Below are 14,155 nucleotides of genomic sequence, written 5' to 3' on the forward strand. Positions count from 1 at the left end.
CCATGCAAAAAGTCTAGGTGATTTCTGTGGAAATGGCGCTAGGGGCGGTGTCGCGTTGTGCCTTTGGCGCGTCAGGATTTGACGACGCCCAACTGCTTCAGCAGGGTCAGATTGTCTTCCAGGTGCCAGTTTTCGACGATCCGGCCGTTCTTGACGCGATACAGGTCGAACGCCTGAAAGTCGACCGTTTGCCCGGCGCCTTTGACGTTCTGAAACTGCCCGGTGAAATGGCCGCGAAAATGCAGATGGACCGAAGCACGATCGCCGGATACGACCATATCGTCGATTTCGGCGGTGAGGTCGGGCACGGCGGCGCGGAATCCCTTCGATGCGGCCAGCGGGCCGCTCGGCCCCTGCGGCCGGCCTTCCGGCAAGGTGCGGTCGATGAATTCGGGGGACAGCGCGGCCTGTGCATAGGTTTCGTCGCCGGTGTTCCAGAACGCGGCATAGCGGCGCGCGGTCAGAACGATCTGCGCGGCGGTGGCCGAGTGGGCATCGACGGCAAGGTGATGCGGTTGCGGCAGCGCGGCGTTTGCGTCGGCGGCGTGGGTGGCGCCGCTGCCCAGTGCGGCGGAAAGGGCAAGCGCGCCGGCAGCGACGAGGCGCAACGAGGATGAGCGGGTGCTGAACATGGCAAACCTCCAATGAGTAGGTCGTTTGAACTTCGATGGAGGTAGTGTCGATGTTTCGTCGTAGTTTGAGAATTGGCTTTCTGATTGAATGATTTTATTGTCAAGTTTGAAAATTGGTTTTTTAGTTAGGAGTGACGCCAAGGGCCAAAACCGCAACCAAACCTATCCAGCGAGCGAATGCTCATCGCGATTCGGGGCGAGATGCGCGGTCGAGCTTGCGCGGAACCGTGAACGGGAGGCGGACACAATGAGTATCGTCCCAAAACAATAGGCATACTAACTATCGCAACCCGCGATATTAGATAGCTCACCATCCATCCCGTTGCATCACTCAAAAATTCCACCGAGCCTCGCATGTCCCCATCGCGGGCCGCGTCGTATAGAATGGCTCGCTTTGCCCATCCGCCTATGTGGTTCAAGAACCTTCAGCTTCATCGTCTTCCCGCCCCGTGGTCCGTGACTCCCGAGCAGTTGCACCAATGGCTGGCGCCGCACGCGTTTCAGCCGGGCAGCAGCGTCGAGATGCAGACGCAGGGTTGGGCCTCGCCGCGCAACGACGACTCGCTCGTCTATTCGATCAACCGTCAAATGCTGCTGATGTTTCGCACCGAGAAAAAGCTGTTGCCGGCTTCGGTCGTCACGCAGGTGACCAAGGCGCGCGCCCTCGAACTCGAAGAACAGCAGGGTTTCAAGGTGGGCCGCAAGCAGATGCGCGAATTGAAAGAGCAGGTCACGGATGAACTGCTGCCGCGCGCTTTCAGCATTCGCCGCGATACGCGCGTGTGGATCGACACGGTGAATGGCTGGCTCGTCATCGACGCCGCATCGCAAACCGTTGCGGACGATGTGCTGGGCCTGCTGGTGAAGTCCGTCGATCAACTGCCGCTGGCAAGCGTGCGTGTCGCGCAGTCACCGGTCGCGGCCATGACCGGCTGGCTGGTGTCGGGCGAAGCGCCGGCCGGTTTCACGCTGGATCAGGACACGGAGTTGCGTTCCCCCGCGCAAGGCAATGCAACGGTGCGCTACGTCGGCCACGCGCTGGACGTCGACGACATGCGCCGCCATATCGAAGCGGGCAAGCAATGCATGCGACTCGCGATGACCTGGAACGATCGCGTTTCATTTGTGTTGACGCCGTCACTGACGATCAAACGAATTGCCCCGCTCGACGTCATTAAAGACGCCAGCGACCCCACCGCCGTCAACGACGACGAACAGTTCGACTCGGATATGACGCTGATGACGGGTGAACTGGCGCGCATGTTTTCGGACATCGTCGAAGCGCTGGGTGGTGAACTCAACGACGGCATGCTGCAAGCGGCTGCGTGAGGTCCAGGTAGAACAAAGACCTCAAGTGAAAGGCCGGCGCAAGCTCATGGAAAGTTGCCGGTTTTTCACTGCGTCTATTTTGTAACCAGGTGTCACGTCATCTTCCGGACGGCAATGCCGCCTGGACTCTTTAAAGAGCGATACCGCCTCACGCGCACTCAGTGAATTTTCTTCGCGTGTAGCGTGTAGCTTCTGCGCCTGACTCGCGCGGTCATTCGCCGCGTTCTCTCCGAAAACCCCTTCAGACAAGGGCTCAGCAAGCACGTCGCGGCGCGCGCGCGTGCACGCCGTGATGCATTTCGCCGCGCGATGACGGCTGTGTCATAAACCACCCAACACGCGTCATACACGCAACTCCAGGCAGGCCCGTGGCTTGCGCGCCCGTTGCTCAAAGGCGGGGAACCGCGCGCGTGGACCCCTGTCGCAGGTGTTTGGCAATGCATTCGCAACCGTTGTGCGCGCTGCGTAATACACCGAAAAACTGTATTGCGGATCCGTCGTTGAAGAGCGGGCGCAAATGTCATAGCGTTGAATGGCGCGTAGTGAAGCAAGCTGATGCGCAGGCTGATAGATACGCGCAAAGCAGACGCAAAGCACGCACACCAGCCTCGAAAGCACCACAGCGAAGCACCACAGCGAAGCACCACGAAGTACGAATGCATGCAGCCCAGGGCCAGCCATTTCCGGCTGGTCTGCAAACGGAGTGGCTATCAATGAATTCGCCCGTACGGCGCTCACTGGAGATCGACTTTTTCCGCGGACTCGTGCTGATCGTCATCGCGCTCGATCACATCGAAGGCAGTGTCCTCTCGCGTTTCATGCTGCACAACTACGCATACTGTGACGCCGCGGAAGTGTTCGTGTTTCTCGGTGGCTATGCCTCAGCCGCGGCTTATACGAACGTGGCGACCTATCGGAGCGTGCACGCGGCGCGGCGCCGTTTCTTCGTGCGCTCGGCTGAAATCTATCGTGCGTATCTCGTCACGGCGGCACTCATGGTTGCGGCCGGCGCGTTGCTCACGCTCTGGCGTATTGATTCGCCCGTGATCCGCGAAACCGGCTGGAGCGATCTGCTGGCGCATCCCGTGGGTTCGCTGCTGGGTGTATTGAGCTTGCGTCATCAGCCGTTCCTCTCGGCAGTGCTGCCCATGTACACCCTGTTCGCGCTGTGTGTGCCGCTCTCCGTTCCTTTGGCAACACGCCGGCCGGCGGTCGCGCTGGCTGGCAGTGTGGTCGTATGGATGGCGAGTACATGGCTCGCGCGCGGGCTGCCCAGCGTCGATCCCGGCGGCTGGGCCTTCAACCCGTTCGCCTGGCAACTGATGTTCATGCTGGGCATTTTGTGCCGTACGCATCCGCTGTCGAATGAGTTCCAGGCCTCGACCATCGGACGCTGGTTGACTGCGGCGGCGCTCGTGGTGGCACTGGCGTTTGCCTTCATCAAGTTGTGCCTCTTCACCGACGCGCAACCCGGCTACATGAAGCAGAACCTGGCGGCCGTGCGGGTGATCAGCTTCCTCGCGATTGCATGGCTGGTGGCGCAGGCGGTGCGTGCGCAATCCATCCGCTGGGTCGCGGAGCGCCTGCCGGCGGTGGTCGATGTCGGCAAGCAGGGGCTGGTCTGCTTCGTGGGCGGCACGGTGGTGTCGATCGGCGTCGATACCGCAGTGAGGCTTGCTCGCGGGCCAGGATGGCTCAACGGACTCGCGGGAGACATGGTGGCCATCAGCGCGCTGCTGCTACTCGCAGCGGTGACGAAGAAATGGAAAGCGCTGCGCGCACGTCCCGCGCCAATACATGGCGCGGCGGTGCCGGTTCGCGTCGGGCGTCGCGATAGTTAATAATCAAAATTAAAATAAAATTTATAAATTTGATATGTTTTTTAATTTGACGTGACCGGACGAGTGAAGCTGTGCTTTAATGCCGGTCACGTACCCGTTGTCTTTCAGGCGTATTCGGCTGAATAATCGAGCGCACGATCTTTTGCGTGTCGTGAATCTACGACATCTCACCCGCCTGTAATGGCCGTGAAAGCCCGCCGTATGGGGATTTACGCGGCACCACACCGCCGCACGCGCGCGCCAGAGTCCGTCAATCCGGACTAAATCGGCTAATGTTAAAAATTAATGAAACATTATCCCAGAATAAGGAAATCTGATTTGCGACATTATTCCATTTAGCGCAATCGAGCCGAATTCTATACTCGCACTCGTTTCTTTCATGGCGATCGCCGATCGTCCTGCGGGGAAAACAAATTGAAACGAGGTGAATGAATGAAGATGCGATATCTGGCCGCGGCATCGGCCATGCTGGTGGCTGGGGTGGCCCACGCGCAAAGCAGCGTCACGCTGTTTGGCTTGATCGACACGGGCGTCGTGTATCAGAACAACGCACGGGTGACGGAAGGCAGCGCGACCTCGCGCGGCGCGAGCGCCTGGTCGATGCAAAGCGGCAACGTCTTCACGTCGCGCTGGGGTCTGCGCGGCACGGAAGACCTGGGCGGTGGTTTGGCCGCGGTGTTCTGGTTGGAAAACGGCTTCAACGTAGACTCGGGCGCGCTCAAGAACGGCGGCGACCTGTTCGGCCGGCAAGCGTGGGTGGGTCTGCGCTCGAGCGAGTACGGCACGGTGTCGCTTGGCCGCCAGTACGATTTCATGGTCGATTACATTGCGCCGATGAGCGCAACCGGTTCGGGCTTCGGCGGCAACCTCGCATCGCACCCGTACGACAACGACAACCTCAACAACGACCTGCGTCTGAACAACTCGGCGAAGTTCAGCAGCGCCTCGTTTGGCGGCTTCAAGGCGGGCGCGATGTACGCGTTCTCCGGTGAGGCAGGCGGCTTTGCCAACAACAGCGCCTACAGCCTTGGCACGAGCTACACCTACGGTCCGTTCAACATTGCTGCGGCGTACCTGCAGATCAACCGCACGTCCGAACCGGGGCTGGCCAATGCGTCGGGTGCTGTCAGCACCGGCGACGGCGACCAGCTGACCACCGGCGGCAGCCAGCAAATCTACGGCGCGGGTGCGCAGTACAAGTTCGGCAAGTCGTCCGTGGGCGTCGTCTGGACTCACTCCGTGACGGATAACGTGACGGGCATCTGGCAGGGTGGCAGCACGTCGACGGGCGCGCTCGCCGGCAACTACATCAAGCTCGACAACTTCGAAATCAACGGCCGTTACTTCGTGCGTCCGGACTTCAGCCTCGGTGCGTCGTACACCTACACAACGGGCGGCTTCGGCGGCGCGTCGAAGGGCTTCACGTCGGCGACCCCGCACTGGAACCAGGTCATGGCGCAGGCCGATTACCTGCTCTCGCCGCGCACGGACATCTACCTCGAAGGTGTCTACCAGCGCGTGGGCGGTGGCAACGGCAATGGCGCGTTCGACGCCAGCGTGTATAGCCTCGATCCCGCTTCGGGCGACCAGCAGGTGGTCGTTGCGGTCGGCGTGAAGCACCGCTTCTAATCGAGCCCAAGCCGGCCGAACCCCGGCCGAACCCCGGCCGGATCACAGTCGCGAACCCCAGCCGAACCCTGCCGAACGCTTTGCGCGAACTTGCGGCGGCTTGCCTGCGTGCTATATAACCGAGTGACCGAGGAATCTGCCGGTCACCCGGCCGGTACGCAGGCTGACCGATCGCAACCCGCGTGGGCATCGGAGGTTATTCATGGTTCGGCTGGTGATGATCCTGTTGGGGGTCGACTATCTCCGTACCCGCTGGCGCGCGCTTGCTGCGCTCGGCGGCATCAGCGGGGCGCTGGGCATCGTGGTATTCATCGATGCTCTCGATAGTGCGCTGTACTTCCCCATCACGCCATTTGCCACGCTGCTTCTGCTGGAAGGCATGGCGACGCTTGCGGTGGCCTGGACCGGCATGGGCGGTCAGCGCACGCTGCGCTATGTAAAGGGCTCCGCGTTTTGCTTCGGCGCTGGACTGATCCTGATCGGACATGAGCACGGCAATTTCGTGCTCTCGATGATCTTCGGCACGCTGTTCCTCGCCGACGGTTTTCTGCAGATCGTCTCGGCGCGCGTGGTGCGCTACCGTACCTGGCGCCTCGCGGTGATTGGCGGCGCGGTCGAGATCGCGCTAGCCATCTTCTTCTATCAACCGTATCCCACCCACTACGTCGGCACCGTGCCGTATTGCCTCGGGCTCGGCCTGATCTTCGGCGGGTGGAACATGATTCTGCTGGCCTCGCGGGTGCGGCGGCTCTCGATCAATCCGGCTGTCGTGAGCGCCGAACGTGCTGCGCAGGCCGCGAGCGCCACCAGTCCCCAGCAGCAGGCCGCACCCACCATCGTGGAATGGGATGGACCACCGGGCGCCGACGAGCCCGCCTTGACCATCCACGTATGGACCCCGGTTGGTACGTCGAAGGGTGAGGCGCGGCGCCAGCCGATCATCGACCGCTATATCGCGGCGGTGGATCGTAATGGCGTGATTTCCACCGGGCACGCCGCGCTCGAGTCACCCGAAGGTGTCTACATCAGTCTGTATCCGGCTGTGGAGATCGACCGCTCGCCCGATGAGTTCACGCGTCTCCTGCGCGCCACGCGCGAGAATGACGTGCCGGGCCTGTTTCAGCCTGACTATCTGACCGAATCCACTGCGTGGTGCGCGTCGACGATCCAGGTGCGGATTCGCAATTACGATCCCGAACGCTTGCGGCGTTTCTGGGAAACCTACCGCCGCGACACCACCTACAACCTCACGTATCGCAACTGTTCGAGCACGGTATCGCGGGCACTTGAAGCTGCCATCGAAGGGGCATCCGCACGCGTATGGAGCGGCTACAAGGGCTGGAAGCCGTTCCTGCACCTGATCGCGACGCCCGAGCTGTGGGTCGCGGCACAAGTGCGCAAACGCGCGGCGACGATGGCGTGGACGCCCGGACTCACACTCGACTACGCGCGTGCCTTGAGCATGCTGGCCGACCCGCGTCCATCCGGCTGGGTCAAGATGGCGCGCCTCGCACTCGGCAAGATGTACCGCTCGCGGCGACGCTGGGCGGAAGAAGCGCGCACGGCGCCACAAGCCACGCCCAAATGAATTCTTTCAACCATTTCGGCGGGTGTATGCTCGACCGGAGGATGTTTTCTGCGCATTCAGTTCAACCATCTGAACGTTAGACGCGGCGACATAACGCCGGCGGCACGTGCTGCCGGCCCTGCGCATGCCGCAGGTTTTCATGGGCGCCAACGTGACCAGCAAATCGATTGAGGCGGCCAGCAAGGTTGCCGAGCCCAAGCGTTTGACGGTCCGGCACGTGAGTACCTATCGCTATGCGGTGCCGGTGCGTTTCGGTGAACACCGGATGATGTTCCGGCCGCGTTCGAGCCATGACGTGCGCGTCGTTTCCACTGAACTCATCATCACACCCACGCCCACACAGCTTCACTGGCTGCATGACGTGTTCGACAATTCCGTGGCCGTGGCGACGTTTTCCGGCAAGGCGAAAGAGCTGCAATTCGACAGCCGCGTCACGATCGATCACTACGAGTCGCCGTTGCCCGACTACGCGCTCGAATCGTATGCCGCGACCTGGCCGTTCGCTTATACCAACGAAGAAGCCTCGGATCTGGTGAACGCGCGCAGCCGGCAATTCCCGGATGCCGAAGTAGATGCGTGGGCGCGTCACTTCTTGAGCACCACCGAAGCCACCAACACGATGGCGCTCCTGCGCGCGATGACGCTGGAGATCAAGAACGAGTTTCGCTACATGCGGCGCGTCGAAAAAGGCGTCTATCGTCCCGCTGAAACCTTGCGTCAGCGCAGCGGCAGTTGCCGCGATTTTGCCGTGCTGATGATGGACGCGGTGCGCTCGCTCGGGCTCGCCGCGCGCTTCGTCAGCGGCTATATTTTCGTGCCCGATTTCGACACCACTCAGGGCGGTGGTTCGACCCATGCGTGGCTGCAGATTTATCTGCCGGGCGCGGGCTGGGTCGACTTCGATCCGACTAACAGCATCATCGGCAACCGTCACCTGATACGCGTGGCGGTGGGCTGGAACGCTGCACAGGCGCTGCCGCTATGGGGCACCTGGCACGGCGCGCCGAATTCGTTTCTCGGCCTGCAAGTGGACGTGCGCGTCACCGAGGATGCGTGAGAGATTTAACTGAAGAAGAGGGTGGGGCGATGAAACTGCGCGTGGGTTATGACTTGATGTACGAGTGTGAACATCCCACTCCAATGATGCTGATGTTGAACACGCATTACTCGCGTGCCAGTGACGTGCTGAGCGCAGACGTGTTGAAGGTGAATCCGCCGGTGCCGATCACGCAGTATCGCGACAGCTTTGGCAATCTGTGCAGCCGGCTCGTGGCGCCTGCGGGGCAACTGGCGCTGTCGACCACGGCCGTGCTCGAAGTGTCCGCCGAGCCGGAGAGCATCGAACCGAATGGCTATCAGCATGCAGTGGAAGAACTGCCTGACGACACGCTGGTATTTCTGCTCGGCAGCCGCTATTGCGAAACCGATCTGCTCTCGGACTTCGCGTGGCAGACGTTTGGTGCCACGCCGTTGGGACGGCCGCGCGTGCAGGCCATCTGCGATTTCGTGCATCACCATATCAAGTTCGGCTATGCGGATGCGCGGCCCACCAAGACGGCGTGGCAGGCGTGGAATGAACGTACGGGTGTATGCCGCGACTTCGCGCATCTGGCAGTGACGCTGTGCCGCGCGATGAACATTCCGGCGCGCTATTGCACCGGCTATATCAGCGACGTGAATCTGCCGCCGCCCTATGCGGCGATGGATTTTGCCGCGTGGTTCGAGGCGTATCTCGGCGGCACGTGGCAGACCTTCGATCCACGCAATAACGCGCCGCGTACCGGGCGTGTGTTGATGGCGCGCGGCCGTGACGCGGCGGACGTGGCGTTGAGCAACACCTTCGGCACGGCGAAGCTCACCGGCTTCACGGTGGTTTGCGAACCGCTGGTCGAAGCGACGGTCGCGCCTGTGGTGTGAAGGGTGTGGTTCTTTCACGCGGCGCACGCGACGCACGTGGCTCGCCGTGCAGTGAGCTGGCGAGCCGCCTGCAGCTATGGCATGCTTATGCCATGCGCTCGATAACATTCTCGTTGCCTATCACCTGGTGGCGCTCCTGACGGAGCGGCATCGTCACGTCTTTACCTTGACCATGACCGCCGCAGTCCGGCCGACATGGTTTGCGTAGATTGCGATTCCCTGGTTGGCTGGTGCTGCGGTGTTGATTAAATTCCGCAACCTCGTTGCTTGCGGCTGGACGAGGCGCTTAAGCGCTGACGCCGGTCACCCCAGGAGAGCTCGCTCATGCAGGACAACCAATCGCAGGACACCCCATCATCTCCCCGTCCCGTCGTGCTGACCGGGGACCGTCCCACTGGCGCGCTGCATCTCGGCCACTACGTCGGCTCGCTAAAGACCCGTCTCGCGTTGCAGGAGACGCATCAGCAGTACGTGCTGATCGCGGACACCCAAGCCATGACCGACAACGCGCACGATCCCGACAAGGTGCGCCGTAACGTGCTCGAAGTGGCGCTCGATTATCTGGCAGTGGGTATCGATCCGGCGAAGACGACCATTGCGGTTCAGTCGGCGCTGCCGGCGCTCGCGGAGTTGACGCTGCTGTACATGAACTTCGTGACGGTCGCGCGCCTCGAACGCAATCCGACCATCAAGGAAGAAATTCAGGCGCGCGGCTTTGGCCGCGATATTCCAGCCGGCTTTCTGTGCTATCCGGTCGCCCAGGCCGCGGACATCACCGCGTTCAAGGCCAACGTCGTACCGGTGGGCGAGGATCAGGCGCCGCTCATCGAGCAGACCAACGAGATCGTGCGGCGCATCAACCGGCAGACTGACGTGCCCGTGCTGCCGGAAGCGCAGGCGCTGATTCCGGTGATGGGGCGGCTGCCTGGCGTCGACGGCAAGGCGAAGATGAGCAAGTCGCAAGGCAACTCGATTCCGCTGTCGTCCTCGGCAGATGCGATCCGCGACGCCGTCAAACGCATGTACACCGATCCGAATCACCTGCGTGCCTCGGACCCCGGCACGGTGGAAGGCAACGTGGTGTTCACGTATCTCGACGCGTTCGACGACGACCCCGCCACCGTCGAACGTCTGAAGGCCGAATATCGTGCGGGCGGGCTGGGTGACATGGTCGTCAAGCGCCGGCTCGAAGAACAGTTGCAGGCGTTGATTGCACCGATGCGCGAGCGTCGTGAGCAACTCGCGCGCGAGCCGGGGCATGTGTTCGACCTGCTGCGCGCCGGCACCGAGCGCGCCAAAGCCGTCACCCAGAACACGCTGGACGAAGTGAGGGCGGCGCTGGGAACGTTTTCATTCGACGCGGTGAAGCGGTGAAGCGGTCGCGATGACGTGGCGCCGGCCCAGCGCCACGTTTACGATGAGCGAGGCGTATAGCTGACGTCCTACTGCATCGCCTTGACCGCCTGTTCCATTTCCGCCTGACTGACATCGCGCACGTGCGTCGCCACCGACCACTTGTGCCCAAACGGATCTTCGAGCTGGGCGTAGCGGTCGCCCCAGAACATGTCGGTAGCGGGCATCGTGACGCGTGCGCCGGCCGCAACGGCCTGCGCGAGCGTGGCGTCGACATCCGGCACGTACAGATGCAGCGTCACGGGCGAGCCGTTTAGCGCGCGCGGCCCGAACACCGAGCAGGCGTCCATTTCATCCACCAGCATGAGGGTGGAATCGCCGATTTTCAGGCTCGCGTGCAGCAGTTTGCCCTCGGCGCCGGGCAGACGCGACTGCTCGATTGCGCCGAACGCCTGGGTGTAAAAGTCGATCGCCGCGGCGGCGCCGGCGCAAACCAGATGGGGCGTCAACGTATGCATTCCTTCCGGAATAGGCTTCGCGCTGGATGGGGACATGGTGCTCGCTCCTGTGCTTGATCGGTTGGTCAGTCGAAAAGCGCCGTCTCGCAGCGCTTCAACCTGACGACGAACGAAACGCCCGTCAATCGACAGGCTGGCAAAAGATTTTGCAGTCGTAGCGTTCCCGATACAGAGTAGCCGCATTCCTGCCGATAAGCGGTATTGAACCGTTATGATGTGACGGACCCTCGGGAACACGCGCGGCACAGCGCGGCTCGAGTCGTGTAACAGGTCCGGGGACGGGCCATGATTCGAATAATTCTGGGAGCGGGGGATGATGATGACCGGGCGGTTTCCGAGGCGGCGTGTGCCGGGCGCGCGTACGCCTGTCGCCATGCGCGCGCTTTCGCGTTGAAGGAGCGCCCCGATGCACGACGGCCTCGAATCTGGACACGGCGCGCTGCCGCACGTTGAGGCGCTCGCGAGCGCACCCTATGGCGTCTTCATGTGCGCGCCGGACGGCACCTTAAGCTACGTCAACGCCGCCTTCGAACAATTGACCGCGTTCCGGGCGGAAGAACTGGTCGGGAGCCGGACGTTTCAGTCGCTGCTCGACCCCGCGGAACTGGCGCGCCGTCGCATAGAATTGTTCGGCACGGACACTGGCGAATCGAGTGGCGCGGTACTCGCCCTCGCTCAACGTTACGAAAACGAATGGACCTGCATCCGGCGCAATAACACGCGCATTCACATCATGCTGGCGCTGGCGCCCGTCGAAGGCTCTCTGGGCGAACAGCGCGGGACGTACATAGGCATGGCCGTCGAAATGACCCGCTATGCGCAGTCCGAAGCACGCCTCTGGTACGTCTCGAACCATGACGGCGTCACGCGCCTGCCGAACCAGACGCTGTTCGCCGAGCGCCTCGACCTGACGATTGCGCGGTGCCGCCGCGATACGACCGGCTTCACTGTCCTGCTCGCCGAACTCAATTCCTTGCGCAAACTGCGCGACGCACTCGGCTCGCATGCGGCTGAACTGGTGTTGCAGATCGTCGGACAACGTTTGCGCGGGCTGATTGGTGATGCGGGCACGATTGCGTCGGTGAGCGGCACGCAGTTCGCCATGCTGATCAACGAAACGGGCGTTGCCGCCGACGCACTGGCCTCGGCCGCGCTCGCGCGCATCGCCGCGCCGATCGACTGCGCGGGCTCCACGGTGAACCTCACCGCCAGTGTGGGCTGTGCGGCCTATCCGGAAGACGGCGCGGATTCGCCCTCGCTGATGCGGCGCGCCAACGTGGCGCTGTCGTCGGCCACGGCGGCGGGCGGCAACGTGGTGCGGCGTTTTTCCGCCGCGCTCGACGGCCAGGCGGCCCGTCGCTTCGAACTGGAGACCATGCTGCGCGAGGCGCTCGACGGTCAGCAACTGCATCTCGTCTATCAGCCGCAAATCACGCTCGCGACCGGCCAGTTGGCGCAGGTCGAAACCCTGCTGCGCTGGCAGCATCCCAAGCGCGGCCCCATCAGCCCGGCCGAGTTCGTGCCGGTGGCGGAGGAAACCGGGCTGATCGACGAGATTGGCGAGTGGGTGATCCGCACGGCATGCCGCGACGCGGGGCGCCTGTTGCGGCTCACCGGCACGTTGCCGCGCGTGGCGGTGAACGTGTCGCCGCAGCAGTTCCGGCGCCGCAATCTGCTGGCCATCGTCGAAAGCGCGCTGCATGATGCCGCGCTCGACCCGTGTTACCTCGAAGTGGAAATCACCGAAGGCGTGCTGCTCGGCGATACCGAAGAGGCATTGCAGACGCTGCATGCCTTGCGCAAGCTGGGCGTGGAAGTGGCGGTGGACGACTTCGGCACGGGCTATTCGAGCCTCGCCTACCTGACGCGCTTCCCGCTGAATCGCCTGAAAATCGACAGGTCGTTCGTCGTGCGTATGACCACCGACGCGCAATGCGCAGCACTGGTGGGCGCCATCATCGCGATGGCGCATGCGTTGAAGCTGCGGGTGACTGCGGAAGGCGTCGAGACCGAGGAGCAGGCCGCGCGGCTCGCCGAACTGGGCTGCGACGAAGTGCAGGGATTCTGGTTCGCGCGCCCGCTCGGTCTCGCCGCGCTGCGTAATCTGCTGGAACCACTCGGGCAGGCGACGAGGAGCAAGCACACGGGCCATGACGCCGCGTCATGAACGTGTCTTTTTCGCGCAACCTCCGCGCGGAAAAAGCGCGAATATTTTGAAATAAACCACGGTTTTGGCCATCACAGGGCCCGTAAACTAGCTTTCGTCGCGTCGCTTGTCGATATTACTGGTGTCATACGCTAAGATAGCGGCGCGCGACGAAGGCGTCGCGTGAATCGCCCGGTCATTCTCGGGCGTTTCTGGGGTGATTTGATGTGATTCGAGCGGTCGTCGCATCCGTTCGCTGCGAGTACGCGCATGGGCGCGCTGCAGCCGGATCGACGAGTGTTGACGAATGATCACTCGGGTCGCCGCTGCCGAGGCTCCGAAATTGACTAGGGTGCGTGGCATGCTATGCTACGAAAAATCCGCATCAAACGTCGGAGGAATTGACGCATGCTGTAGATGTAGGAAACGTACGTGATGCGTAAGAAAGTTGCAGTAACTCGAATGGATTACTGGTAGGTCGTGCAGGACCCAATCCGTTCTATACTCCCGAACTTGCTTTATCCCGGAGTCTTTGTATGTCCCAGACGGTGGCCCTTGCGATCGACTCGCTTCACGGATTCGAGCTGACGGAAGATGGTCAATACCTGATGGTGCAAAGCAATCAGCCGGACAGGATTGCGCTGCACTGCTCCGTGATGCACGAGTTGCTGGCTGCTGTATCGAACGCGATTGGCCGGTCTGAACGTATCCGTCACAAGAAACAGAGCGTAAAGTTTGCGATGCCGTGCGAAGCGTGGGAAATCGGCAAGGATGCTGGCGAGACGCCGCATCTGGTCATGACCTTCCGCCTGCCAGGCGGTGCCGAGTTGTCGTTCCAGGTGCCTCGTTCGCAAGCCCGCCATATGACGGAAGCGCTGGCGGTAGCAACCGGTGTTGCACCGGTCGCAGATACCACTGGCATCAGACTGCAGTAGACCCGAGAGACATCCCCATCCGCGCCGTGAGCCAGACATTGGAAAAAGAACGGCGGCGGTTTCCATGTAGCATTGAATTCTTGTCGCTTATCCTGCATGAAGGTTCAAACTCTATCGGCTCGCACCGCACGTGCGCTGACATTTATCGGCCTGAGCGTAACAGCAGTCTCGGCCTTTGCCGCCGACTCGTTTGTGGTTCGCGACATCCGGCTCGAAGGGCTGCAGCGCATCGAACCGAACACGGTCTTCTCCTATCTGCCCATCAAG

At 62.0% G+C, this 14,155-nt stretch carries 11 protein-coding genes; 9 read left to right on the top strand and 2 right to left on the bottom strand.

Annotated features, from left to right (window positions below; all coding sequences use genetic code 11):
• Positions 1-71: 71 nt before the first annotated feature.
• Positions 72-632, bottom strand: a complete 561-nt coding sequence (locus D0B32_RS21485; RefSeq protein ID WP_117336279.1) for an ester cyclase — start codon at positions 630-632, stop codon at positions 72-74.
• A gap of 408 nt (positions 633-1,040) precedes the next feature.
• On the opposite strand from D0B32_RS21485, the gene D0B32_RS21490 reads away from it, so the two are divergent.
• The 7 genes from D0B32_RS21490 to trpS all read left to right on the top strand — a co-directional run bounded on the left by D0B32_RS21490 (position 1,041) and on the right by trpS (position 10,310).
• A complete protein-coding gene (locus tag D0B32_RS21490; RefSeq protein WP_117336280.1) occupies positions 1,041-1,961 on the top strand; it encodes a recombination-associated protein RdgC in 921 nt (306 codons plus the stop codon).
• 713 nt (positions 1,962-2,674) lie between these two features.
• Positions 2,675-3,802 carry an OpgC domain-containing protein gene (locus D0B32_RS21495; protein ID WP_117336281.1) on the top strand — a complete coding sequence of 376 codons (1,128 nt, stop codon included), beginning with the start codon at positions 2,675-2,677 and terminating at the stop codon, positions 3,800-3,802.
• A gap of 432 nt (positions 3,803-4,234) precedes the next feature.
• The gene (locus D0B32_RS21500) at positions 4,235-5,431 is read left to right on the top strand and encodes a porin (RefSeq protein WP_117336282.1); all 1,197 of its coding nucleotides are present in this window, start codon (positions 4,235-4,237) and stop codon (positions 5,429-5,431) included.
• Positions 5,432-5,633: 202 nt separating this feature from the next.
• Positions 5,634-7,019: an HdeD family acid-resistance protein gene (locus D0B32_RS21505; RefSeq protein ID WP_117336283.1), complete on the top strand. Its 1,386-nt coding sequence runs from the start codon at positions 5,634-5,636 to the stop codon at positions 7,017-7,019.
• 124 nt (positions 7,020-7,143) lie between these two features.
• Positions 7,144-8,076, top strand: coding sequence for a transglutaminase family protein (locus D0B32_RS21510; RefSeq protein WP_259295082.1), 933 nt, complete (start codon positions 7,144-7,146; stop codon positions 8,074-8,076).
• Between the two features lie 29 nt (positions 8,077-8,105).
• Positions 8,106-8,936 carry a transglutaminase family protein gene (locus D0B32_RS21515; RefSeq protein ID WP_117336284.1) on the top strand — a complete coding sequence of 277 codons (831 nt, stop codon included), beginning with the start codon at positions 8,106-8,108 and terminating at the stop codon, positions 8,934-8,936.
• A gap of 324 nt (positions 8,937-9,260) precedes the next feature.
• Positions 9,261-10,310, top strand: coding sequence for a tryptophan--tRNA ligase (gene trpS, locus D0B32_RS21520; protein ID WP_117336285.1), 1,050 nt, complete (start codon positions 9,261-9,263; stop codon positions 10,308-10,310).
• A gap of 68 nt (positions 10,311-10,378) precedes the next feature.
• Here trpS and D0B32_RS21525 read toward each other — a convergent pair whose 3' ends face one another.
• Positions 10,379-10,843: a VOC family protein gene (locus D0B32_RS21525; protein WP_117336286.1), complete on the bottom strand. Its 465-nt coding sequence runs from the start codon at positions 10,841-10,843 to the stop codon at positions 10,379-10,381.
• Positions 10,844-11,213: 370 nt separating this feature from the next.
• Between D0B32_RS21525 and D0B32_RS21530 the strand changes: the two genes are divergently transcribed.
• Complete coding sequence (locus tag D0B32_RS21530; protein WP_117336287.1) at positions 11,214-12,974, top strand: bifunctional diguanylate cyclase/phosphodiesterase; 1,761 nt, start codon at positions 11,214-11,216, stop codon at positions 12,972-12,974.
• A 515-nt stretch (positions 12,975-13,489) separates the two neighbouring features.
• Positions 13,490-13,888, top strand: coding sequence for a hypothetical protein (locus tag D0B32_RS21535; protein ID WP_117336288.1), 399 nt, complete (start codon positions 13,490-13,492; stop codon positions 13,886-13,888).
• Positions 13,889-14,155: the final 267 nt, after the last annotated feature.

It is taken from the genome of Paraburkholderia sp. DHOC27, from assembly GCF_003429005.1.
Taxonomy (GTDB): domain Bacteria; phylum Pseudomonadota; class Gammaproteobacteria; order Burkholderiales; family Burkholderiaceae; genus Paraburkholderia.